General features: G+C 64.3%; 20 protein-coding genes. 7 read left to right on the plus strand and 13 right to left on the minus strand.

Annotation, left to right across the window (positions count from 1 at the left end; all coding sequences use genetic code 11):
* Window positions 1–22: 22 nt before the first annotated feature.
* The 3 genes from B0G82_RS33815 (at window position 23) to B0G82_RS33825 (ending at window position 3,320) form a co-directional block, all read left to right on the plus strand.
* A complete protein-coding gene (locus B0G82_RS33815; protein WP_116144568.1) occupies window positions 23–1,414 on the plus strand; it encodes an LLM class flavin-dependent oxidoreductase in 1,392 nt (463 codons plus the stop codon).
* A gap of 83 nt (window positions 1,415–1,497) precedes the next feature.
* Window positions 1,498–2,043: a flavin reductase gene (locus B0G82_RS33820; RefSeq protein WP_116144570.1), complete on the plus strand. Its 546-nt coding sequence runs from the start codon at window positions 1,498–1,500 to the stop codon at window positions 2,041–2,043.
* 32 nt (window positions 2,044–2,075) lie between these two features.
* Window positions 2,076–3,320: an MFS transporter gene (locus B0G82_RS33825; RefSeq protein ID WP_116144572.1), complete on the plus strand. Its 1,245-nt coding sequence runs from the start codon at window positions 2,076–2,078 to the stop codon at window positions 3,318–3,320.
* Between the two features lie 38 nt (window positions 3,321–3,358).
* Here B0G82_RS33825 and B0G82_RS33830 read toward each other — a convergent pair whose 3' ends face one another.
* The 6 genes from B0G82_RS33830 to B0G82_RS33855 all read right to left on the minus strand — a co-directional run bounded on the left by B0G82_RS33830 (window position 3,359) and on the right by B0G82_RS33855 (window position 8,233).
* Entirely contained in the window at window positions 3,359–4,507 is a 1,149-nt protein-coding gene (locus B0G82_RS33830; RefSeq protein WP_116144574.1) for a DUF1501 domain-containing protein, read from the minus strand.
* A gap of 5 nt (window positions 4,508–4,512) precedes the next feature.
* A complete protein-coding gene (locus B0G82_RS33835) occupies window positions 4,513–6,084 on the minus strand; it encodes a DUF1800 domain-containing protein (protein WP_121310430.1) in 1,572 nt (523 codons plus the stop codon).
* Window positions 6,085–6,157: 73 nt separating this feature from the next.
* The gene (locus B0G82_RS33840) at window positions 6,158–6,676 is read right to left on the minus strand and encodes a periplasmic heavy metal sensor (RefSeq protein WP_116144578.1); all 519 of its coding nucleotides are present in this window, start codon (window positions 6,674–6,676) and stop codon (window positions 6,158–6,160) included.
* The gene (locus tag B0G82_RS33845; RefSeq protein ID WP_116144580.1) at window positions 6,673–7,101 is read right to left on the minus strand and encodes a hypothetical protein; all 429 of its coding nucleotides are present in this window, start codon (window positions 7,099–7,101) and stop codon (window positions 6,673–6,675) included. Before B0G82_RS33845 ends, B0G82_RS33840 begins: the two co-directional genes overlap by 4 nt.
* The gene (locus tag B0G82_RS33850; protein ID WP_121310431.1) at window positions 7,098–7,658 is read right to left on the minus strand and encodes an RNA polymerase sigma factor; all 561 of its coding nucleotides are present in this window, start codon (window positions 7,656–7,658) and stop codon (window positions 7,098–7,100) included. Before B0G82_RS33850 ends, B0G82_RS33845 begins: the two co-directional genes overlap by 4 nt.
* A 254-nt stretch (window positions 7,659–7,912) precedes the next feature.
* Window positions 7,913–8,233, minus strand: a complete 321-nt coding sequence (locus B0G82_RS33855) for a YXWGXW repeat-containing protein (protein ID WP_116144584.1) — start codon at window positions 8,231–8,233, stop codon at window positions 7,913–7,915.
* 399 nt (window positions 8,234–8,632) lie between these two features.
* Between B0G82_RS33855 and B0G82_RS33860 the strand changes: the two genes are divergently transcribed.
* From B0G82_RS33860 to B0G82_RS33870, 3 genes are all read left to right on the plus strand, one after another.
* On the plus strand, window positions 8,633–10,399 hold the full coding sequence (locus B0G82_RS33860; protein WP_121310432.1) for an alkaline phosphatase family protein: 1,767 nt from the start codon (window positions 8,633–8,635) through the stop codon (window positions 10,397–10,399).
* A gap of 200 nt (window positions 10,400–10,599) precedes the next feature.
* Window positions 10,600–12,042: a cytochrome c peroxidase gene (locus B0G82_RS33865; protein ID WP_121310433.1), complete on the plus strand. Its 1,443-nt coding sequence runs from the start codon at window positions 10,600–10,602 to the stop codon at window positions 12,040–12,042.
* Between the two features lie 112 nt (window positions 12,043–12,154).
* On the plus strand, window positions 12,155–12,847 hold the full coding sequence (locus B0G82_RS33870; RefSeq protein WP_121310434.1) for an HAD family phosphatase: 693 nt from the start codon (window positions 12,155–12,157) through the stop codon (window positions 12,845–12,847).
* A gap of 95 nt (window positions 12,848–12,942) precedes the next feature.
* Here the strand turns inward: B0G82_RS33870 and B0G82_RS33875 are convergent, their stop codons facing one another.
* Window positions 12,943–13,335 carry a carboxymuconolactone decarboxylase family protein gene (locus tag B0G82_RS33875; protein ID WP_116121538.1) on the minus strand — a complete coding sequence of 131 codons (393 nt, stop codon included), beginning with the start codon at window positions 13,333–13,335 and terminating at the stop codon, window positions 12,943–12,945.
* Between the two features lie 320 nt (window positions 13,336–13,655).
* Here B0G82_RS33875 and B0G82_RS33880 point away from each other — a divergent pair, with 320 nt between their 5' ends.
* Complete coding sequence (locus tag B0G82_RS33880) at window positions 13,656–13,904, plus strand: hypothetical protein (RefSeq protein ID WP_116148815.1); 249 nt, start codon at window positions 13,656–13,658, stop codon at window positions 13,902–13,904.
* A gap of 96 nt (window positions 13,905–14,000) precedes the next feature.
* On the opposite strand, the gene cysS is transcribed toward B0G82_RS33880, so the two are convergent.
* The 6 genes from cysS to B0G82_RS33910 all read right to left on the minus strand — a co-directional run bounded on the left by cysS (window position 14,001) and on the right by B0G82_RS33910 (window position 21,501).
* Window positions 14,001–15,389, minus strand: coding sequence for a cysteine--tRNA ligase (cysS, locus tag B0G82_RS33885; protein WP_121310435.1), 1,389 nt, complete (start codon window positions 15,387–15,389; stop codon window positions 14,001–14,003).
* Between the two features lie 350 nt (window positions 15,390–15,739).
* Window positions 15,740–16,072 (minus strand): cytochrome o ubiquinol oxidase subunit IV, encoded by a 333-nt coding sequence (cyoD, locus tag B0G82_RS33890; RefSeq protein WP_012426887.1) that lies wholly within the window; start codon window positions 16,070–16,072, stop codon window positions 15,740–15,742.
* Window positions 16,073–16,678: a cytochrome o ubiquinol oxidase subunit III gene (gene cyoC, locus B0G82_RS33895; RefSeq protein WP_106280903.1), complete on the minus strand. Its 606-nt coding sequence runs from the start codon at window positions 16,676–16,678 to the stop codon at window positions 16,073–16,075. It abuts the gene before it with no gap.
* Entirely contained in the window at window positions 16,678–18,666 is a 1,989-nt protein-coding gene (cyoB, locus tag B0G82_RS33900) for a cytochrome o ubiquinol oxidase subunit I (RefSeq protein WP_121310436.1), read from the minus strand. Before cyoB ends, cyoC begins: the two co-directional genes overlap by 1 nt.
* Before the next feature lie 3 nt (window positions 18,667–18,669).
* Window positions 18,670–19,569 (minus strand): ubiquinol oxidase subunit II, encoded by a 900-nt coding sequence (cyoA, locus tag B0G82_RS33905; RefSeq protein WP_116123758.1) that lies wholly within the window; start codon window positions 19,567–19,569, stop codon window positions 18,670–18,672.
* Between the two features lie 369 nt (window positions 19,570–19,938).
* Window positions 19,939–21,501 (minus strand): NADH-quinone oxidoreductase subunit M, encoded by a 1,563-nt coding sequence (locus B0G82_RS33910; RefSeq protein WP_121310437.1) that lies wholly within the window; start codon window positions 21,499–21,501, stop codon window positions 19,939–19,941.
* Window positions 21,502–21,816 lie beyond the last annotated feature (315 nt).

Consider the following 21,816-nt stretch of genomic DNA (forward strand, 5'->3'; position numbering starts at 1 on the left):
GTCCACCCAGCCGGAAGACACCATGCCGAAGGAAATCGTTCTCAACGCTTTTGACATGAACTGCGTCGGCCACATCCAGCAAGGCATGTGGACCCATCCGCGCGATCAGTCCGCGCGCTATGCGGATCTGCAGTACTGGACCGACTACGCCCGCACGCTCGAGGCGGGCCTGTTCGACGGCATTTTTTTCGCCGATGTTGCCGGCGTCTACGACGTCTACGGCGGCAACCCCGACGCCGCGATTCGCGGCGCCGTGCAGGTGCCGGTGAACGACCCGACGCTGCTGATTCCCGCCATGGCCGCCGTGACGCGCCATCTGTCGTTCGGTGTCACGTCCAATCTCACGGTCGAGCAGCCTTATCTGTTCGCGCGGCGCATGTCCACGCTCGATCATCTGACGCGCGGCCGGGTCGGCTGGAACATCGTCACCGGCTATCTGGACAGCGCGTCGCGCGCGATCGGCCTGACCGGCCAGATGGCGCACGACGATCGCTACGACCTCGCCGACGAGTACATGGAACTGGTCTACAAGCTGTGGGAATGCAGTTGGGAAGACGGCGCGGTGTTGCGCGACAAGGTCCAGGGCGTGTATGCGGACGCGTCGAAAGTCCATGTGATCCATCATCACGGCAAGCAGTATCGGGTGGACGCCATGCATTTGAGCGAGCCGTCGCCGCAGCGTACGCCGGTGCTGTATCAGGCGGGGTCGTCGGCGCGCGGCAAGCGGTTCGCCGCGGCGCACGCGGAGTGCGTGTTCGTCAACGGCCAGGCGAGGCCGGCCGTGCGGGCGATCGTCGACGATATTCGAGCGCACGCGGTTGCAGGCGGCCGCAAAGCCGACGACATCAAGGTGCTGCTCGGGCAAACCGTCATCACCGGACGCACGGACAGCGAGGCGCAGGAGAAGTACGCGGAGTACCGGCGTTACGTCAGCTCCGAGGCGGCGCTGGCGCACGCGGCGGCGTCGCTCGGGATCGACTTCGCGCGCTACGACCTCGACGAGCCGATCGAAACCGGCAAGAGCCAGGCCATCGTGTCGAACGTCGAAGCCATGACGCGCGCGGCGGGTCCGCAGTGGACCAAACGCAAGCTGCTCGAACAGATGGTGCTGGGCAGCCGCCAGGCGCCGCTCGTCGGCTCGGGCGAACGGGTAGCGAACGAACTGATCGCGTGGACCGAAGAAGCCGGCGTGGATGGTTTTAATCTATCGCGTACGGTCGCACCGGAATGCTTCGAGGATTTCATCGCACACGTCGTGCCGATTCTGCAGGAACGCGGCGCTTACAAGCGAGCGTATCGTGAGGGCACCTTGCGGGAGAAACTCTTCGGGCATGCACGCCTGCCTGCCAACCACACGGCGGCGAAGTTCCGTTCGCCGACTTGTGCCGCTGCGCCGGTTCCTGGCAATGCGTAGCAATCACGCCATCATGCACGCCTTCACTTCGTGCCGTCCGCGCTGCCAGGCGGCGGCACGGCAATTCTTTCACGGAGGCTCACATGCTTGACAGGGGCACCTTCCGCGACGCGATGGCCGGCCTCGGCGCCGCCGTCAACGTCATCACGAGCGACGGCGCGGCGGGTCTGGCCGGCTGCACCGCATCCGCGGTGTGCGGTGTGACCGACGAACCGCCCACGCTGCTCGTCTGCATCAATCGCAGCAGCCGCAATAATGCGGCATTCCGCGCCAACGGCAAGCTCTGCGTCAACGTGCTGAGCGCCGAGCAGCAGACGCTTGCCGCGCACTTCGCCACCAGCACGCTGCCGATAGCGGAACGCTTCGCCGCCGCTCAATGGGACACCCTCGCGACGGGCGCACCCGTCCTGCATGGCGCGCTCGCATCGCTCGACTGCGAGATCGAATCGGTCACCGAAGTCGGCACGCACACGGTGTTCTTCTGCGCGGTGAAAGCCGCGCATACGCAAGTCGAAGGCGACGCGCTGATCTATTACGGCCGCCGCTATCACCGGGTCGGCGCGCGCTCCGTGCATGCGACGCATGCGGCCGAAGCGAGCGGCGCGCTCACTGCCGAATCGGCCGGCTAACCCGACAGGCGCGAAAGGCACGAAAGGCAAGCATGAAAGAAGCCTCGGCAAGCCCGCATCGACCGAGCCGCGCGACGGCCGGCAAGACGCGTTCGCTCGTTATTCTGCTGCTCTGCCAGGTGGGCGCGATGAGCGTGTGGTTTTCATCGTCGGCGGTCGTGGCGATCGTCAGGCAGGCCGAGAGTCTGTCTGCCTTGCAAGCGACCTTGCTCACCAGTGCCGTGCAGGCCGGCTTCGTGGCCGGCACAGTCACCAGCGCCATGCTCTCGCTTGCCGACCGCTTCGATCCTCGGCGGCTTTTCATGATCAGCGCGTTGACGGCGGGCGCGGCCACCGCGTGTCTCGTGTTCCTCGCGCCGGCGAGTCCGCTCGCCATCCTGCTGCGGCTGCTGACCGGCATCTGCATGGCGGGCGTTTATCCGGTCGGCATGCGGCTCGCGGCGACCTGGGCGAAGGGCGATCTCGGTTTGTTGATCGGCCTGCTGGTCGGCGCGCTGACCTTCGGCTCGGCGAGCCCGCATCTGCTGGCGGCGCTCGGCGGTTCGAACTGGCGCGCGATCTACGGCATCTCGGCGTGCTGCGCGCTGCTCGCGGGCGTGGCGATTCTGCTGTGCGGCGTCGGACCGAATATGGCGCGCGCGACGCGCATCGAATGGTCCGCGCTGGCCGGCGCCTGGCGCAACCCCGCGCTGCGACTCGCGAACCTCGGTTATCTCGGCCACATGTGGGAGTTGTACGCGATGTGGGCGTGGCTCGCCGTATTCCTCCAAGCGAGCTTTGCGGCAGCCGGCCTGCAAGAGCCGCGCGCGGCGGCCGAATGGCTGACCTTCGGCGCGGTCGCCGCGGGCGCGCTCGGCGCGTGGCTCGGCGGCGTGCTGGCGGACCGGCTCGGCCGCACCACGGTAACGATCGGCGCGATGGCCGTAAGCGGCGCGTGCGCCGCGCTGATGGGCTGGCTGCTCGGCGCGCCGGTCTGGCTGGTCGGCTGCGTGGCGCTGTGCTGGGGAGTCTCCGTGATCGCCGATTCCGCGCAGTTCTCGGCGAGCATTGCGGAGCTCGCCGAGCCCGCGTCGATTGGCACGTTATTGACCGCGCAGACCTGCGCGGGCTTTCTGCTGACGTTGGTGAGCATTCATCTGGTGCCGGACATCGTCGCGTTGGCGGGTTGGCGCGGCGCCTTCGGCATGCTTGCGGTCGGGCCGCTGCTCGGCTGTATCGCGATGGCGCGTTTGCGGCGTCTGCCGGATGCGCGACGGCTTGCGGGTGGGCGGCGTTAGCGCCTTGGGCCGCTTAGGCTCACACCCGTTCGCTACCGCTACGCGCGCACGATGCCGCTCAACGGCCGACCCGCCGGCGTCGGGCCAAACAGCGCGCTCGCGGTGCGCTGCGGATCGAGCCCGAGACTTTCGCTCGCGGTGCCGGCGATCAATGCATCGAGCGAGGTGGTCGGCTTGAGATCGCGCGCTTCGTACAGATTGTGCGGCGCGAGACCGGGCCAGTCGGCGATCACGCGTCCGCCCTGCACCGAGCCGCCGAGCACCATCGCCACCGATCCCGTGCCGTGATCCGTACCACCCGTGCCGTTGGCGGCGGCGGTTCTGCCGAACTCCGTCGCGACCAGCACCGTGGTCTTGCTCCACAGCGGGCCCATGCCGTCGCGCAACGACGCGAGCATCGTGTCGAGCGCCTTCAACTGATTGGCGAGGCGCGCGTTCTGCGCGCTGTGCGTGTCCCAGCCGCCGGTCTCGATCATCGCGATCCGTGGCCCGTTCTCGCGCGACAGGAAACCCGCGGCGAGCTTGCCGAGACTCGCCGGATCCTGGCGCGCGCCGGCGTCGCCCGCAAGGCCGCGCGCGGTCATCGCCGACTCCCACAGCGGACGCAACTGCGCGTCCTGATCGTAGAGTTGCGAGACGCGCGTGAGCAGATCGTCGGGGGCTTGTGGCAGCGCCGACGGCGCATACGACGTCACCGCCGCCGGGCCGCGCAACGCCATCGGCACGGTCGGCGCGAACGCGATCGCGTTCTCACGCGTGGCCGGCAATTGTGCGACGAGCCGGTTCAGCCAGCCGTCCTTCATCTGATACGGCGATGTGCCGCCGGTCTCGAGCACGTTCTGCCCGTCGAAGTGCGAACGGTCGCGATACGGCGACGCCACCGCGTGCACGAACAGCGCCTGATGGTTCGCATACATCGCCGCGGTCTGGACCATCGCGGGATGCAGCGCAAAGGTGCCGTCCAGGCGCGGCGCGTTCGACGTGTCGATGGCAAGCGCACCGCGCAATGTGGCGTAGGCCGGTTCGGCGTACGGCACGACGATGTTCAAACCGTCGGCGGCGCCGCGCTGGATCACGAACACGAAACGGCTCTCGGTGGCGACGCTGGCAAACGCGATCCGCGGCGACACGAGCATCGCGCCCGCGCCGGCAGCGGCGACGCTCAGAAACTTGCGGCGTGACAGCATGGCATTCATCTCCGTTGAAAATCCGGCGAGACCAGCAATAAAGCGATCGCCGTCGACGCGCTTTCGGCACGCGATACCGCCGTGGCCGTCGGCACACTGAGCGAACCGGCGAGCAGGGTCTGGCCGAGCGAGCGCGCATCGAGCCGGTCGCCCACTCGCGACGCAAAACGCTGCGCCACTTCGACCCGGCGCACGAGCGCGTCGGGCGCGGCCCAACTCGCGGCGATGTCGTCGTAACCGGCGGGCGAGCCCGGACGCCATACCGGCTGGCCGAGCTGCGTGAGAATGGGCGCCGTCTGCATCTTGCCGAGGTCCTGCCAGCCGAGTCCGCGCATCGAGGAAATGGTCCACTCCCAAGGCGTTTTGAATTTCACGGCCGTGGGCGACCACGCTTGCGGCATGTCGATCAACGCGCGGTAGACGGTTGGCAGATCGCCGCCGCTGCGCTCGAATGCGCTGGCCAGATGTCCGCTCACGCCGGGCGGCGGATTATCGGCGACGAAATGACGGGCCAGCTTGCCGCCGATATGCTTCGCGGTCGCGGGTGCGCTCGCGAGGTCGTGCAGGATCGCGAGCGCCTGTTCCTCTCCGGGTTGATCGTAGCGGCGGCCCATGATGGTCCGCGAACCGGGTTCGTGCAGCGCGGCGCGAAACACGAAGCTGCCCGGCGCCGCGTTCTGTTGCATGGCCAGCCGGCCCGCGTTGCCGGGGTTGGCGGGATTACCCGCGACGCTCCAGCCGGTCAGCGCGCGGGCGAATTCGGTGACGTCGTCCTGGCTGTAGCCGCTGCGCACGCCGAGCGTGTGCAACTCCATGATTTCGCGCGCGAGGTTTTCGTTCAGACCGCGTTTGCGCTCGGGATTGCGCTGCGCGGCGCGCATGGCCGCCATGCTGTCCGGCCCGACTGAACGCGTCTGATCGAGAAACACCTGCATGGCCGGATGACGTTCGACGGCCACCAGCATGTCTTCGAAGCGGCCTAGCACATGCGGGCGAATCGCTTCGGCCTCGAACGAACCGGCCAGCGCCGCGACGCCGGGCTTTTCGGTGGAGACCGCGAAGTGGTTGGACCAGAAATGCACCAGCCGCTCGACGAACGGCGTCTGCGTGGTCAGCGCGCTCGTCACCCGTGCATTTACCGATGAGCGGTACATGTCGAGTATTTCGCCGCGAATCGCTTTTCGTTCGGCTTGCCTGGCAGTTTGCGCGTCTGCTCGCGTTGAGCTGGCTGGGTCCGCCTGCCCGTTTGCTTGTGTGTTTGCTTGTGCGTTTGCCTGAGTGCGCGGTTGCCCATCAGGCATGGTCATGTTCTGTGCGTTCGCGGGGCCTGTCGCCGCGCCCTCGCTCGCATTCTGACGCGCCTGCTGATTCAACTGCATGCGCTGCTGCACGAGTTCAGTAGAAAGCGCCACCGAGTCGGGCTGATTCGCCCACGCGGCCGGCCGCGCCTGGTACTGTTCGAACTGCGCGAGCAGCCAGCCTTTCGGATCGGCGGGCGGCGTGTCGTCGGCACGCGCACCCAGGCCAAAACGGTTCAGCGCAATCGCCGCGGCGTTCAGGTTCGGTGAGTTGGCCATACCATCCTCTTCGGCTGTGGATAGTCTTTAAACGGCTGTCACGCAAAAAACCGTCGCGCCTGCCGCAGGTTTTTTACTCGCCCGAAGTTTCGCTCGATGCCTGATTCGCCGGCTTCTTCACATTCGGCGTGGTCGCGGGTTCACGCCATTGCCCGCGCACCTTCAGGCTGTCGGCGAATTGAACCCGCTCCTCGGGCGACAAGGTCGCCGCGAAGTCCGCCACACTACCTTCCACTTGCGCTCGCAGATGACTGTCGGCCTGGCGCGTGCGTTCGAGCGCGGCGTCCAGCGCGGCACGATCGAACTGCGGCGCCGCCAGCAGACGCAACACTTCGCGCCGCCCTTCGCGGCCTTCGCGGGCATATTGCCGGCCCTCGCGGCGCGCATCTTTCAGGCCGTCGATAAAGGCTTTCTGGCGCTCGGCGGACAGCGTTTGCGCGGCGAAGCGCAGCGCGCGCTGTTGCGCCAGCACGGGCGCCGTCGCGCCGCGCGCGGCAAACCATTGATAGGCGCCCCCGACGATCGCGCCCACCAGAAACACATTCAGCACCAGCGAGGCCACCAGCACGACTTTCCATGATCGGCTGTTCATTCGTCGCTCCAATCGGCGGACGACCCACCGAAGCTCGAAGTTAAATAAGACGACTCGTGCGCGAGCGGTGCCTGCACTCCGGTCTCCGTCAACACGAAGAACGATACGGCGAGAGCGCCGGCTACGCCGCCCAGCAGCCCAACGCCCGCGACCGCCGCGCCCGACCACCACAGGCGGCGTCGCGGCGCCGCCGGCTGCCGCACCGGCGCGCTGCCGAGCACGCGCTCGAGCAGCGCCGCGCCCGGCGGCTCGACTTTGTCGGCGGCGAGCCACGCATCGACGCCGGCCGCCTGCGCCAGCAGCGCCTCGGCTTCGGCGCGATGCGACTGCGCCCACGCCTGCGCCGCCGCGCGCTCCTGTTGCGGCCAGCGGCGCGGCTCGGCACCGTAGGCCTCGACGATCTGCTGAAATCTTTCGGGCGTCATGACTTGTCCTTGCTAAGGCCGCTGCCGGCCAGTTGAGCGCGCAGATTGCGGCGCGCGCGTGCCAGCAGGCTTTCCAGCGCATCGACGCTGATGCCCATCAGGGCCGCGGCGTCGGTGTTCGACATCTCCTGGTAATAGTTGAGTACCAGCGCCTCGCGCTGACGTGCCGGCAACGCGGCGAGCGCATCGCGAACCTGCTGGTTCTGGGCGCGCGCTTCGAGTCCGGCCTCAGGCAGCGGCGCAGGGTCGACCTCCTCCGGCATCTCGTCGCGCGGCTCTTCGCGCCGGCCGCGCAGCCGGTCATAGCAGAGATTGAGCGCCACGCGATGAACCCACGTGTCGAACTTCGCCTCGCCTTCCCGCCAGCGCGACGCCTGTTTCCAGATGCGCACGAACACCTCCTGCGCCACGTCTTCCGCTTCCATGCGGTCGCCCAGCATGCGGGTGGCGAGCGCAAGCAGACGCGGCAGCTTGCGCGAGACGAGCGAGCGAACGGCGGCCGGATCTTGCCGGCCGACCTGTTCGAGCAATTCCGCGTCGGGGTCGCGTTCGCTCAAGACACCTCACACGGATGGTTGCGCGCGCACCGGTTCGAACGGTGCGCGCGGATAGAGAAAACAGCGCCTCTCGCCACGCACAAGCGCAATCAATATACGACGACCGCCGGCCGATAGTAGGCCGGCCGCGCCGGGTACACCACACAGCCGGCGAGCGTGGCCGCCAGCAGAATCATCACGAGCGTTTTCATGGCAGTCTGCCTGGTTGGTGGACGCAGCGGGTCAAAAACGACGACCGCCGTGGTGCTACCGGGTCATGCCCAATGGCCTTCTACCCAACGCCAGTTGGGACCCCGCGCCACCCAGTGCCCCGGCACCCAGCGATGACCGACGCGCACCGCCTGCCAGTGGCCGCCCACCCACACATAACGGCCCTCGACCCACCGCCAGTGGCCCGGATCCCACGCGTAACCCGCACGCGGCGGCGGCACCACTTCGACGCGCGGCGCAGGCGGCGCCATCGGCGCGACGATCACCGCCTGCGCGAAGGCCGGCGCGGCGCTGAGCGTGGCGGCGCCGGTCAGCGCGGCAGTCAGCATGGCGGTAAGCAGGCGAACCGGTTTGGTGGATGTCATGTTGGTTTCTCCCATTAAAGCCGAAGCCGGAAAGCGGCTCCGTTTCCTGTTGAACGCGGCAGCGGAAAAAATCCGTCGCCGCGGGCGCGTCAAAAATCAAAAGGAGAGAAGGATGCGCGAAAAGCGGCGATGAAACGCGAGGCGCAGAGTCGCAGCGCGTTGCCGTATTGCCGTGACGCGTCAGCGGAACGACAGCAAAGGTTAGGCAAATGAATAAGAAACGAGGGTTTCGGTAAGGTTCGCGCCCCGAAATCTTAATTATCAAATGGTCCAATGCGCGCAGTTTGTCGCGGTAAGACCACTAGCACTAGCTGTATTTCTAACAAATATCCCCAGCGAACATCCACACCTACGTCGATGCAAACGCTGAACGGCGAAGTCGAATCTGGAGCCTTTCAAATGTTCCGTAGAACCCTCTTACCCATCCCGTTTGCGGCGCTGCTTACGCTCGCAGCTTGCGGCAACAACAGCGTGAACTCGCCTGCGCCGGTGGTATCGGCTCAGGACGCCGTGGCCACAGCCACGCCGATCAAACACGTCGTGGTGATTTTCGGCGAGAACGTTTCGTTCGATCACTACTTCGGCACCTACCCGAACGCGTCCAACCCGACTGGCGAGCCGCAATTCGTGGCAGCCGCCGGCACGCCGGCGGTCGACAACCTCAGCAGCAACAACCTGATCACGGCCAACCCGAACGCGCTGACCACCTCGCCGAACACGGCGGGCCGCACGGTCGGCAGCGTGACGATCGCGGGTCTCGGCCTGCCCGCAGCCGATCTGCTGCCGTTCCGCCTGGACCGCTCGCAAGCCAATACGTCGAGCCAGAACCACGCCTACGCCGCAGAAGAACTCGCTTATAACAACGGCGCGATGGACTCGTTCCCGCTCTTCACCGCAGCCAACTCGACGATCGCCGGCAGCACCGGCGCGTTCGCGACGAAGGGCCAGGTGCTCGGCTACTTCGACGGCAACACGGTCACGGCTCTGTGGAACTACGCGCAGAACTTCGCGATGAACCAGAACGCCTACACGGACACGTACGGTCCGTCGACGCCGGGTGCGCTCGCAGTGGTGTCCGGCCAGAACAACGGCGTCGTCGTGAGCGGCGGCACCTCGGCCAACGCGATTCCCGACTCGGCAGGCAGCTTCACGATGATCGGCGACCTCGACCCGACCGGCGACGTCTGCACGATCGCGGCAAAGAGCACGGTGACCGGCACGATGTCGTCGAATAACAAGAACATCGGCGACCTGCTCAACGCGAAGGGCCTGACTTGGGGCGGCTTCATGGGCGGCTTCAATCTGCAGACCGTCAACGCCAACGGCACGACCGGCTGCCTGCGTTCGACCTTCTCGCCAGTGCTGAACGCAACCAAGGCCGACTACGTGCAGCATCACGCGTGGTTCCAGTATTACGCGAGCACGGCCAACCTGGCGCATACGCGTCCGTCGTCGGCGGCGGTGATCGGCGCGACCGATCCGCTCGACAACACGGCCACGCCGGTGCACCACCAGTACGATACCGACGACTTCTTCGCCGCGGTGAAGGCGGGCAACTATCCGTCGGTCAACTTCCTCAAGGCGCCGGCCGTCGGCGACGGCCATCCGGGCAATTCGGACCCGATCGACGAACAGGCTTTCGTGACGAAGGTAATCAACTTCCTGCAACAGCAGCCTGACTGGAAGAACACCGCCGTGATCATCGCCTACGACGATTCGGACGGCTGGTACGACCACCGTTACAAGGCACCGACGAGCGCATCGTTCGATTCGACCACGGCGCAATCCGCGGGCGGCAAGACGGTGGCGGGCACCGACAACCTGAGCGGCGTCGGTCAGTGCACGGCAGCGGGCGCAGTGCAGCCGCAAGGCGTGAACGGCGGCGTGGTCAACGGCCGTTGCGGCCCGGGTACGCGCACGCCGTTTATCGTGGTGTCGCCGTGGGCGAAGGTCAACTTCGTCGACGATACGCCGATCACGCAGGCTTCCGTGGTGCGCTTCATCGAGGACAACTGGCTGGGCGGTCAACGCCTGGGCGGTGGTTCGTTCGACGCGACGGCGGGCAGCATCATGAACATGTTCAACTTCACGGGCTCGGGCAACAATCCGACGCTGTTCCTCGATCAGAACCTGGGTACGAAGCTGGCAGCCGCGCCGGCGATCTGATCCGCGGACGTGCCCCGCGCTCTTCTGTTCCGCTTGCCGTTGCGTGATGCACGAGTCACATGCGTGCCTCACGCCGCGCGGCGGCGCGCAGTGAAAAGTGTCACGCATCCTATGCCGTAGTTGGGCGTCGAGCCAGCGCAAACGTGCTGGCTCGATTTTGCTTTTTATCGAAGCCGATCGAATCATCTGTCATCACCGCCATGAACCCTCCTTCTGACGCCGCCTTGCCGTCGCATCTGCCCGCGGGCGGCGAGCCCGGCCCCGTGATTACCCGCCGCTCGTGGCTCAAGCTGCTCGCGTGGAGCGCGGCCGGCATCGTGCTCGCGTGCATTGTCTACTGCGCGTACGCGCTCGTGTATCCGCAGCGCATGCCGTCCGCGGTCGGCGAGATCGTCGAGGAAATCACCGGCGCGAATCCGCATCCGGTGACGTTGATGCGTCCGCAGAATGTGCCGCTGAGCGCCGTGGCGCTGCTCGGCAAACAGATTTTCTTCGACCCGAGTTTGTCGGCGTCGGGCACGCAGTCGTGTGCGTCGTGCCACTCGCCGCAGCATTCGTATGCACCGGATAACGCGTTCCCGGTGCAGCTCGGCGGCGCGCATATGAACCAGGCGGGTTATCGTCCGCCGCCGTCGCTCACGTATCTGTATCGTCAGGCGCCGTTCAGCATCGGCCCGGATCAGGGCGACACCGACGTGCCGGTGGATATGACGCAACTGGCCACGCAAGCCGCCGGCGTGCAGCGCGCGCAGAAGACGGCGCTCGCCGCGCCCGCCGCTGCGGCGATGGTGCCGCAAGGCGGATTGTTCTGGGACGGCCGCGTCGATACTCTGCAGGACCAGGCACTCGGACCTTTGACCAACCCGGTGGAAATGGCCAACGCAACGCCGGAGGATGTCGCTCACAAACTGCTGGCGACCAGGTATCTGGATCAATTCAAACAGATCTTCGGGCCGGGTATCGTCACCAATCCGAGCCTGATGATCTCCGAGGCGATGTTCGCCGTCGGGCGTTATCAGATCGAGGACCAGTCGTTCCATTCTTTCAGCAGCAAGTACGACTACTGGCTCGAAGGCAAGGCGCGCCTGACGCACGCCGAGCTGCACGGCTTGCAGTTGTTCAACGACAAGGACAAGGCGAACTGCGCCGGCTGCCATTTGAGCCAGCCGAGCAAGGACGGCCTGCCGCCGGTGTTCACCGACACGCAGTACGAAGCGCTCGGCGTGCCGCGCAATCCGGCGATTCCCGCCAACAAGGATCCGAAGTTCTTCGATATGGGCGTGTGCGGCCCGTTCCGCGACGACCTCGCCAAACAGACACAGTATTGCGGCATGTTCCTCACGCCGACGCTGCGTAATGCGGCTGAACGCAAGGTGTTTTTCCACAACGGCGTGTACCACGATCTGAAGCAGGTGATGGACTTCTACAATCTGCGCAATACGTCGCCGGAGAAAATCTATCCGCGCGACGCGTCGGGCAAGGTGCAGAAGTACAACGATCTGCCGGCTCAGTACCATGCCAACGTGGACGTGGCCGACGCACCGTTCGACCGCAAGTTCGGCGATCAGCCGGCAATGAGCGAAGAGGATATTCAGGACATCATCGCGTTCATGAAGACGCTCAGCGACGGGTACAAGAACTGAGGTTGCCTGTGTCGTCGTGCTGCGAAGGCCGCACACGCGGCCTTTGCGCTGCGGCGCGCGAGCCGGTGAGGTATCCTTGCCGGTTCCGCGAACTCTATCCGTACCCTGCCCGATGGCCGATTTTCCCTTCGACGCCGTACTCTTCGACTGCGACGGCGTGCTCGTCGACTCAGAGCCCATCACCAACCGCGTGCTCACCGAGATGCTTGGGGAGCTGGGCTGGCATTTGAGCGTCGAAGAGACGATGCGTATTTTCGTCGGCAAAGCCGTCCGGGATGAAGCCGCGCTGATCGAAGCGCGCACCGGCGTCGCGATCACGACCGACTGGCTCATGCAGTTCCGCGAGCGACGCAATGCGGCTCTGGATCTCGAACTGGTCGCGATTCCCGGCGCACCGTCAGCCGTGCGTGCGCTTCATGCGGCATTGAACGGACGCGTTGCGGTGGCGTCGGGCGCGGACCGTATCAAAGTAGAAATGCAACTGGTGAAGGCGGGCATTTTCGACTGTTTCGAAGGACGCATTTTCAGCGGCCACGAAATGCCCCGCAGCAAGCCCTTTCCCGATGTCTATCTCGCGGCGGCTGCCGCGCTGGACGTGGACCCGCGCCGTTGCGCGGTGATCGAGGACACGGTGACAGGCGCGACCGCGGGCGTGGCTGCGGGCGCTACGGTGTTCGGCTATTGCCCGCTCGAACTCGGCCACAGCAGCGCGACCGCATTGCATGGCGCGGGTGCCACGCATGTGTTCAGGGACATGCGCGCATTGCCCGCTTTGCTGGCGGGATGGCGCGCTGAAATGCACTGACGAAGGCGCTGGCTTCGACGCCGGCCTTCGCGCCACAGCCCGCGTCGGCGACGGCGCTGAAAATATCGCGCCGACTCTTACGCTCGCCGCAGTCCTTACTCGAAAGCTGGATCGATCGGCACGCGGTATCCCACTGCCAGCCGATTCGTCTCGTTGGCCATGCCCACGACCGCGAGCAATTCGCCGAACATCTCGTCGGTCATACCGGCGCGGCGCGCGGCCGCCGTGTGACTCGCCACGCAGTAGCCGCAATTGTTCGTCACGCTCACCGCGACATACAGCAGTTCCTTGATGAGCGGATCGAGCGCGCCGGGCGCCATCACGTCCTTCAGGCTGTCCCACGTGCGCGCGAGAGTTGGCGGATGCTGGGCGATGTACTTCCAGAAGTTGTTGACGTCGTCGACCTGACGGGTCTGCTTGATATCGTCGTACACGGTTTGGACTTCCGGCGACGCCGCAGCGTATTCGACGGCTTTGATCTGACTCATGCGTTCTCCTTTCCTTGCTGACGAGATTCGGTGAACCTTGCGCGCGAGGCGCAGGGTTCGCGGTGGCCGTCTATTGTGACGTGATTTTCAGCGCGCCTCACCACTGCATGACGCGGCAGACGGATGTCGCTGAATTGCCGACACTCGATATGCAGCGAGTTGGCCGCTCGCCATCACACCACCGCGGGGAAATCGCGGAAAAGCATATGGCACGCCGCGTTAGCGCCGATGGCATGGTGCGTGCATTCAGCGGACGTGAGCGCGGCATTTTTCCGCTCTCCTCGATCCACTTGATGCACTCACTCCGCTGGAGATCCACCATGAAAACGCTCGTCCTCAAAGACCTCGCCCGCCTCGACGAACTTGATCGCGCGGCATCGCTATCCGTTCGCGGCGGCACTGCCTGCCTGACGCGCCAGGCACCTTCCGGTTGCGGCGGACTGGATCAGCCGATGCACATCGAACGCGGCTGGAGCCCATGCCCGCCCGTTCATTTCGGCTGCGGACCGGTCTACTTCCCGTTCGACCCGCTGCCTTCGCACAAGGAACTGAAGGTGGTGCCGCTGTAGTGCCGCGGCACGCCCCAAAGCAAACGGCGCCGCCTGTCTGCGCCGTGGCGTGGCGAGCGCGCAAGCCTGAACGCGCTCACCACGTCGATTTTCCTGCTACTTCGTCTGGTCGCGCAGCCGCAATATCTGGCCGCCCGCGCTGTCTTCCACCAGCCAGCCGGCCGCCGTCATCACGTCGCGCAGACGATCCGCCTCGCTCCATTGCTTCTCGGCGCGGGCTCTTTCGCGTTGATCCGCGAGGGCCGCGATCCCGGCCGGAAGCGCGGGCGTATCGACGTCCTTCCAATCGGCGAGACCCAGTCCAAGCACCACGTCGAAGCAATCGACGCTCGCCCTTCGCGTTGCCGGCGGCAGATCGCTTCTGACCACGTCCCACAGCACCGCGAGCGCGCGCGGCAGGTTCAGATCGTGATCGACCTCCGCCTTGAAGCGCGCCACCGCGGACGCATCCGCCGTACCGCCTGGCGGCCATTGCGCATAGATCCGGCGCAAACGGTCCAGTGCGGCTTGCGCGGCATCCAGCGCGGCCTCGCTGAAGCGCAGGCTGCTGCGGTAGTGCGCGCCCAGGCATAGATAGCGATACGCGAGCGGATCGTTGCCGCGCTCGATCAGCGTTTGCAAACGTACGAAATCGCCGTCCGACTTCGACATCTTGCCGGCGTCCAGCAACAGGAAATGGCCGTGCATCCAGAAGTTGGCGAGACGCGTGCCGTGGCGCGCCTGGGTTTGCGCGATCTCGTTGCTGTGATGCACGGGGATATGATCTTCGCCGCCGCAATGAATATCGAACCACGGGCTCAAATACTTCGCCGACATCGCCGAGCACTCGATATGCCAGCCCGGAAAGCCGCGGCCCCACGGACTGTCCCACTCCATTTGCCGCGTGGCGCCGGGCGGACTGAATTTCCACAGCGCGAAATCGGTCGTGCGTTGCTTCTCGCCGGACGCGACACGTTTGCCCGCCTGCAAGCCCGCCACATCCAGACGCGCCAGATAGCCGTAGTCATCCTGTCTGCCGGTGTCGAAATAGACGCCGTCGGCCGTGCGGTAGGTGTGGCCGTTGCGCTCGAGCTCGGCGATAAAGTCGATCTGCTCCGCGATGTGATCGGTCGCGCGGCACCAGAGCGCGGGCTCCAGCAGGTTGAGCGCGCGCCAGTCGTTCATGAAGGCCGCCGTGTACCGCTCGGCGATCGCCCACGCCGATTCGCCAGTGCGCCGGCTGCCCTTCTCCATCTTGTCCTCGCCTTCGTCGGCATCGGACACCAGATGGCCGACATCGGTGATGTTCACCACGTGCCGCACGTTATATCCGTTCAACACCAGCGCGCGCCGCAGCACGTCTTCGAACACGTAGGTCCGCAGATTGCCGATATGCGCGTGGTCGTACACCGTCGGGCCGCAGCAATACAGGCCGACGTGATCCGGATGAATCGGCGTGAATTCGCGCACGCTGCGCGTCCAGGTGTCGTACAGGCGAAGCGGCATGTGATGTCTCCAGGCGCCGGGTGTTCAAAAAAGCGTTCAAAAGCAAAAAGGCCACCGGTCGCGTGACGGGTGGCCTCAGGGATGCGGATGTGCGCAGATCGACTTGCTAGACGCAAGCTCCCCTCGGCAGGCTGGGACAGCATGCGCGCGAAGAATGCGGACGGGAAAGGATAGAAGCGATCATGGAAACGATCCTAACGCGGGTTCGCCGCTGCGGTCAATCGTCGACGCGCTTTGGGCGCTTAGGCGCTTCAGGCGCCTAGCGCGTTCGTGCCCGCATTCGCCGCATGAAAAAGCCCCGCAAGACTTTCGGCTTGCGGGGCTTCGTGTCGAACGGGATGCTCGTTCGTTTAGCGCGACATCATGTGCATGCTGACGTTGTGCATGACCCACAACGTGCCGCCGATCACGATGACCGCGGTCAGCAGCGTGAAGGCGAACGCCATCACATTCCAGCGCTGCTCCGACGACGTATTCAGATGCAGGAAGAAAATCAGGTGCACGACGATCTGCACGAGCGCGAGACCCGCGATCGCGAGCAGCGCATTCTCGCCCGTCAACGTGCCGGTCATGACGAGGCCGAAAGCGGCGACGGTCAGAACGACGGAGAGAATAAAGCCCGTCGTATAGCTGCCGATGCTGCCGTGACTTTCACCTGCGTGGGCGTTATGGCTATGGTCCATTCAGATCACGCTCGCGAGATAGACAAAGGTGAAGACGCCGATCCACACGACGTCCAGAAAGTGCCAGAAAAGGCTCAGGCACGTCAGGCGAATCATGTCGCGTTCGGTCAGATCGCGGTGGCTGATCACCTGAATGGCGAGCACCACCATCCAGATCAGGCCGCACGTGACGTGCAGGCCGTGCGTGCCGACCAGCGTGAAGAACGACGACAGGAACGCGCTGCGGCTCGGGCCCGCGCCTTCGGCGATCAGGTGCGAGAACTCGCGCAGTTCCAGCACGAGGAACGCGAGACCGAGCAGGAAGGTCACGCCAAGCCAGAACAGCAGCACGCCCTTGCGGTTCTTGTGCGCGCCCAGCATCGCGAAGCCGTACGTGATGCTGCTCAGGAGCAGCATGGTCGTTTCGAGCGCGACGCCCGGAATCTCGAACAGATCCTTGCCGCTCGGACCGCCCGCGAACTGGTGGCCCATCACCGCGAACACTGCGAACAGCGCCGCGAAGATGATGCAGTCGGTCATCAGATACAGCCAGAAGCCGAACACCGATTGCGACGGTACGTGGTCCGCGTCGTGATGCGAGTGGGCATCAATAGTATTGGTCAACATCAATCCACCTCCAACGCGACCCGCGCACCGGCGCCGGAGCGTTTCTCTTCAATTTCCGCGACCGTGGCCGCCGGGATGTAATAGCCTTCGTTTTTCTGGAAGCTATAGACAATCACGGTGCCGATCGCGCCGACCAGGCCGACGATCGCCAGCCACCAGATGTGCCAGACACCGGCAAAGCCGAGCACCAGCGAGAACAGACCCGCGATCACACCCGCGGACGTATTCGACGGCATGTGAATGTCGCGATACACCGGCTTGGCTTGCGGATCCTTGCGCGACTTCATGTCGGTGAACGCGTCGAGCTTGTGCACCGTCGGGATGATCGCGAAGTTGTAGACCGGCGGCGGCGAGCTCATTGCCCATTCCAGCGTGTGGCCGTTCCACGGATCGCCCGTGTCGTCGCGATTCTGCGGCAGATTGCGGTCGCGAATGCTGACGACGATCTGCAACACCTGCAATGCGATACCGATAGCGATCAGCGCCGCACCGCCCGCGGCCAGAATCAGCCACGGGTGCCACAGCGGGTTGTCATAGTGGTTGATACGGCGCGTCATGCCCATGAAGCCGAGCACGTACAGCGGCGTGAACGCCACCCAGAAACCGATCTGCCAGAACCAGAACGACGCCTTGCCCAGCTTTTCGTTCAGCTTGAAACCGAACGCCTTCGGGAACCAGTAGTTGAAGCCGGCCAGATAACCGAACAGCACGCCACCGATGATCACGTTGTGGAAGTGAGCGATCAGGAACAGGCTGTTGTGCAGCACGAAGTCCGCGCCCGGGATCGCCATCATCACGCCGGTCATGCCGCCGATCGTGAACGTGATCATGAAGCCGATGGTCCACAAGATAGGCGGCGTGAACGTCAGCCGGCCCTTGTAGATCGTGAACAGCCAGTTGAACACCTTCACGCCGGTCGGAATCGCGATCACCATGGTGGCGATGCCGAAGAAAGCGTTGACGTCAGCGCCCGAACCCATCGTGAAGAAGTGATGCAGCCACACGAGGAACGACAGCACCATGATCGCGCAGGTCGCCCACACCATCGTCTTGTAGCCGAACAGCGGCTTCTTGGCGAAGGTCGCCACGACTTCCGAGAAGATACCGAATGCCGGCAGAATCAGGATGTACACCTCGGGGTGACCCCAGGCCCAGATCAGGTTCAGGTACATCATGGCGTTACCGCCGCCATCGTTCGTGAAGAAGTGCATGCCGAGGTAGCGGTCCAGACCCAGCAGCGCGAGCGTCACGGTCAGGATCGGGAACGAGGCCATGATCAGCACGTTGGTGCAAAGCGCCGTCCACGTGAACACCGGCATCTTCATGAACGTCATGCCCGGCGCGCGCATCTTCACGATGGTCGCGAAGAAATTCACGCCTGTCAGCAAGGTGCCGATACCGGAGAGCTGCAGACTCCACAGGTAATAGTCGACCCCGACACCCGGACTGAACTGCAGTTCGGAGAGCGGCGGATACGCGAGCCAACCCGTTTGCGCGAATTCACCGATCACCAGCGAGATGTTGATCAGGATCGCGCTGACCGCGGTCATCCAGAACGAGAGCGAGTTGATGAACGGGAACGCGACGTCGCGTGCGCCAATTTGCAGCGGCACGATGATGTTCATCAGGCCGATCATGAACGCCATCGCCATGAAGAAAATCATGATGACGCCGTGCGCCGTGAACACCTGGTCGTAGTGATGCGGCGGCAGGTAGCCCGGGTTCGCATAAGCGAGGGCCTGTTGCAGACGCATCATGATCGCGTCCGCGAAGCCGCGGAACAGCATGATGAGCGCCACGACGATGTACATCACGCCGAGCTTCTTGTGGTCCACCGACGTGAGCCACTCGGTCCACAGGTAGCGCCACTTGCCGAAATAGGTGATCAGACCCAGCAGCGTCGCACCGCCGATGGCGATCATCGCGGCCGTGACCATGATGATCGGCTCGTGGTACGGAATCGCGTCTAGTGAAAGTTTACCGAACATGCGTTACCCCTTGCCCTTTGGCGCACAGTTGGCGTCCTTCATGTTGTCGAGGACGTTGCCGTTGTTGTATCGGGCAATGATGTTGTGAAAGAGCTTCGGATCGACGCTCGAGAAGTAGCGCACCGGCTCTTTCTCGGTCGGCGCGGACACCGTGTGGTAGCGGTCCATGCTGAGGTTGTCCGACGAAGCGCGCACTTTCGCAACCCATGCGTTGAATTCTTCAGGCGAGGTGGCGAGCGCACGGAACTTCATGTCCGAGAAGCCTTTGCCGCTGAAGTTCGCCGACGCGCCGGCGTAGTTGCCGGCTTCGTCCGCGATCAGATGCAGGCGCGTTTGCATGCCCGCCATCGCGTAGATCTGGCCGCCGAGCTGTGGAATGAAGAACGAGTTCATCACCGTGTCCGACGTGATCGTGAAGTTCACCGGCGTCCCGACCGGGAACGCCAACTGGTTCACCGATGCAATGCCGAGGTCCGGATAGATGAACAGCCACTTCCAGTCGAGCGCGACGACTTCGACGTTGATCGGCTTGACCTGCGACTCGAGCGGCTTGTACGGGTCGAGCTCGTGCGTGGTCTTCCACGTCAACACGGCGAGGAACAGAATGATCAGCGTCGGAATCGTCCAGATGGCGATTTCGATGCCCGTGGAATGCGTCCAGCCCGGACGGTAGTCGGCGCTCTTATTCGACGCGCGATAACGCCACGCGAACAGCAGCGTGAGCGCGATCACGGGAACGACCACAATCAGCATGGCCCAGGTGGACGTGGCAATCAGCTCACGTTCCGCCAGACCCACACTCCCCTTCGGATTCAGAATATCGAGGTTGCTGCAACCCGAGAGCAACAACACGAGGCTCGCGGATACGAAACTCATCGACCCGCGCAGAGTCTTTCCTTTCATATCCATTGCCTCTTTTTTACGTCTTCAACGAACGTCATTCGACCGCTCTCCAATAGTAAGCGCTCGCATAATAGGGGCACGCCCGGCCGTAATAAACACCCGATTTAGCAACGATCTATTGCGTCGCAGCACGGTGTGACACGTTGCCGCACACTTGCGCGCGGGTGAGCAACTGAAGTGTGTCGCTGCAAGGAATCGAAGTATCGGCCGAACGAGATAACCCCTTTAAACAAGCGCGAAAACGCGCCGCGGCCCGAGTGGCCGCGGCGCGCGTCATGCGTGCAAAGAGACTTGATCCATAAGGGAAAAGCGCGTTGACGGCGCAGCACTCACCAGTTGAATGCTGCGCCTGCGCAATGCCTCGTCCGATCAGCCCGGCGAGCGGGCCGTCGCCGCTGCCGGCGCGGGCACCGCGGCTTGCAGATGCTCGCCTCCCTCGCCGCCAGCCGGCGCCGCGTCCGACGGATGGGCCGAGCGCTCCGACTGAGCCAGCAACGTGCCGACCGACGGATCGATCGCGTCGGTGAACGGCTTCGGATTGATGCCGATGGCGAGCACCAGCAGCGCCATCGCGCCGAGCAGCACGAACTCGCGCTTGCCGACATCCTTGAGATTCGCGACGCGCGCGTTGGCGATCGCGCCGAAGATCACGCGCTTGTACATCCACAGCGTGTAGGCCGCGCTCAGAATCAGCGTGGTGGCCGCCATCGCGCCGATCCAGAAATTGAAGCGGATCGCGCCCATCAGCACCATGAATTCGCCGACGAAACCCGAGGTGCCGGGCAGGCCGATATTGGCCATGGAGAACAGCATCACGAACGCGGCGAAGCGCGGCATGGTGTTGGCCACACCGCCGTACTCGGCGATCGACGCGGTCTTGGTGCGGTCGTAGAGCATGCCGGTGCACAACAGCATCGCGCCCGACACCACGCCGTACGACAGCATCTGCACGATCGCGCCGGCCTGGCCGATGCGGTTGAACACGAACAGGCCGAGCGTGACGAGGCCCATGTGCGCGACCGTCGAATACGCGAGCAGGCGGCGCATGTCGGTTTGCACAAGCGCGAGCAGGCTCGCGTAGATCACCGCGACGAGCGAGAGCGTGATCATCATCGGCGCGAAGAAGTGGCTGGCCTGCGGCGCGATCGGCAAGGCGAAACGCAGCAGACCGTAGCCGCCCAGCTTCAGCATGCCGATCATCACGGCGGCGCCCGTCGGACCGTCGAGGTGGACGTCAGGCAGCCACGTGTGCAGCGGCCACATCGGCACCTTTACGCCGAACGCGGCGAGGAAACCGAGGAAGATCAGGACCTGCGGCCACGTGCCGAGGTGCGTCTCGCGCCACAGTGCGAGGTCGAAGCTGTGCGTCTGGCTGTATAGATAGAGCATCGACATCAGCATCAGCAGCGAGCCGAGAAACGACACGAAGAAGAATTTCACCGCGGCGTACGAGCGGTTCGACTGGCCCCACGTTCCGATCAGCAGATACAGCGGAATCAGTGTCGCTTCGAACGAGATGAAGAACAGCATGCCGTCGAGCGAGGTGAACACGCCCTGCATGAAACCCGACAGCATCAGGAAGGCGCCGAAGTACTGCGCGGTCCGCTCGGTGATCGACTCCCACGAGGCGACCACGATGATGATCGTGGTGAGCGCGGTCAGCGCGACGAGCCACAGCGAGATTCCGTCCACGCCCACATGCCAGGCGATATCGAAGGTGGGCGACCAGCGCGCGTTCTCGACGAACTGCATCGACGTGACGTCGTTGCGGAAACTCGACACCAGCGGAATCACCGGCAGAAAACCCGCAATCGCGCCGATCAACGCGAGCCACCGTGTGCGACCACGTGCCGCGTCGGATCCGGCACGCAAAACCACCACGCCGGCGACAATAGGGATCCAGATTAGAAGGCTAAGAAGAGGCAATGGCATGTGCTCTATCGAAACTTGAAGTACAAAAACGCCGCATCAATGCCTTCGAAATCGAAAGCATTGAAATGGATATGTAGGCTGGATTTCGCTGAAATTTGACGTGCAATCGGGGTTGGCCGCTACACGTTTACCCGCAGTCGAATGACCAAGGGTGGGAGATTACCAAGATAAGAATACTTTTGCAGCGCAACAACGCTGCAAAGCCTCTGGCAATGCATCGTTGCGACGCCTGGGCTTGCGGAATGCATAAAAATGTGCAGACGCACAAATCCGCCGGCGCCGGTTGCAGCGGCGGATTTTAGGGGGAAAAGCGAG

The sequence above is a fragment of the Paraburkholderia sp. BL17N1 genome (assembly GCF_003634175.1).
Lineage (GTDB): Bacteria > Pseudomonadota > Gammaproteobacteria > Burkholderiales > Burkholderiaceae > Paraburkholderia.

Excerpts from the sequence above, each read along its gene's own strand:
- B0G82_RS33815 (WP_116144568.1), top strand. The coding sequence starts at position 23 with ATGCCGAAGGAAATCGTTCTCAACGCTTTTGACATGAACTGCGTCGGC.
- B0G82_RS33820 (WP_116144570.1), top strand. The coding sequence starts at position 1,498 with ATGCTTGACAGGGGCACCTTCCGCGACGCGATGGCCGGCCTCGGCGCC.
- B0G82_RS33825 (WP_116144572.1), top strand. The coding sequence starts at position 2,076 with ATGAAAGAAGCCTCGGCAAGCCCGCATCGACCGAGCCGCGCGACGGCC.
- B0G82_RS33830 (WP_116144574.1), bottom strand. The coding sequence starts at position 4,507 with ATGCTGTCACGCCGCAAGTTTCTGAGCGTCGCCGCTGCCGGCGCGGGC.
- B0G82_RS33835 (WP_121310430.1), bottom strand. The coding sequence starts at position 6,084 with ATGGCCAACTCACCGAACCTGAACGCCGCGGCGATTGCGCTGAACCGT.
- B0G82_RS33840 (WP_116144578.1), bottom strand. The coding sequence starts at position 6,676 with ATGAACAGCCGATCATGGAAAGTCGTGCTGGTGGCCTCGCTGGTGCTG.
- B0G82_RS33845 (WP_116144580.1), bottom strand. The coding sequence starts at position 7,101 with ATGACGCCCGAAAGATTTCAGCAGATCGTCGAGGCCTACGGTGCCGAG.
- B0G82_RS33855 (WP_116144584.1), bottom strand. The coding sequence starts at position 8,233 with ATGACATCCACCAAACCGGTTCGCCTGCTTACCGCCATGCTGACTGCC.
- B0G82_RS33860 (WP_121310432.1), top strand. The coding sequence starts at position 8,633 with ATGTTCCGTAGAACCCTCTTACCCATCCCGTTTGCGGCGCTGCTTACG.
- B0G82_RS33865 (WP_121310433.1), top strand. The coding sequence starts at position 10,600 with ATGAACCCTCCTTCTGACGCCGCCTTGCCGTCGCATCTGCCCGCGGGC.
- B0G82_RS33870 (WP_121310434.1), top strand. The coding sequence starts at position 12,155 with ATGGCCGATTTTCCCTTCGACGCCGTACTCTTCGACTGCGACGGCGTG.
- B0G82_RS33875 (WP_116121538.1), bottom strand. The coding sequence starts at position 13,335 with ATGAGTCAGATCAAAGCCGTCGAATACGCTGCGGCGTCGCCGGAAGTC.
- B0G82_RS33880 (WP_116148815.1), top strand. The coding sequence starts at position 13,656 with ATGAAAACGCTCGTCCTCAAAGACCTCGCCCGCCTCGACGAACTTGAT.
- cysS (WP_121310435.1), bottom strand. The coding sequence starts at position 15,389 with ATGCCGCTTCGCCTGTACGACACCTGGACGCGCAGCGTGCGCGAATTC.
- cyoD (WP_012426887.1), bottom strand. The coding sequence starts at position 16,072 with ATGGACCATAGCCATAACGCCCACGCAGGTGAAAGTCACGGCAGCATC.
- cyoC (WP_106280903.1), bottom strand. The coding sequence starts at position 16,678 with ATGTTGACCAATACTATTGATGCCCACTCGCATCACGACGCGGACCAC.
- cyoB (WP_121310436.1), bottom strand. The coding sequence starts at position 18,666 with ATGTTCGGTAAACTTTCACTAGACGCGATTCCGTACCACGAGCCGATC.
- cyoA (WP_116123758.1), bottom strand. The coding sequence starts at position 19,569 with ATGAAAGGAAAGACTCTGCGCGGGTCGATGAGTTTCGTATCCGCGAGC.
- B0G82_RS33910 (WP_121310437.1), bottom strand. The coding sequence starts at position 21,501 with ATGCCATTGCCTCTTCTTAGCCTTCTAATCTGGATCCCTATTGTCGCC.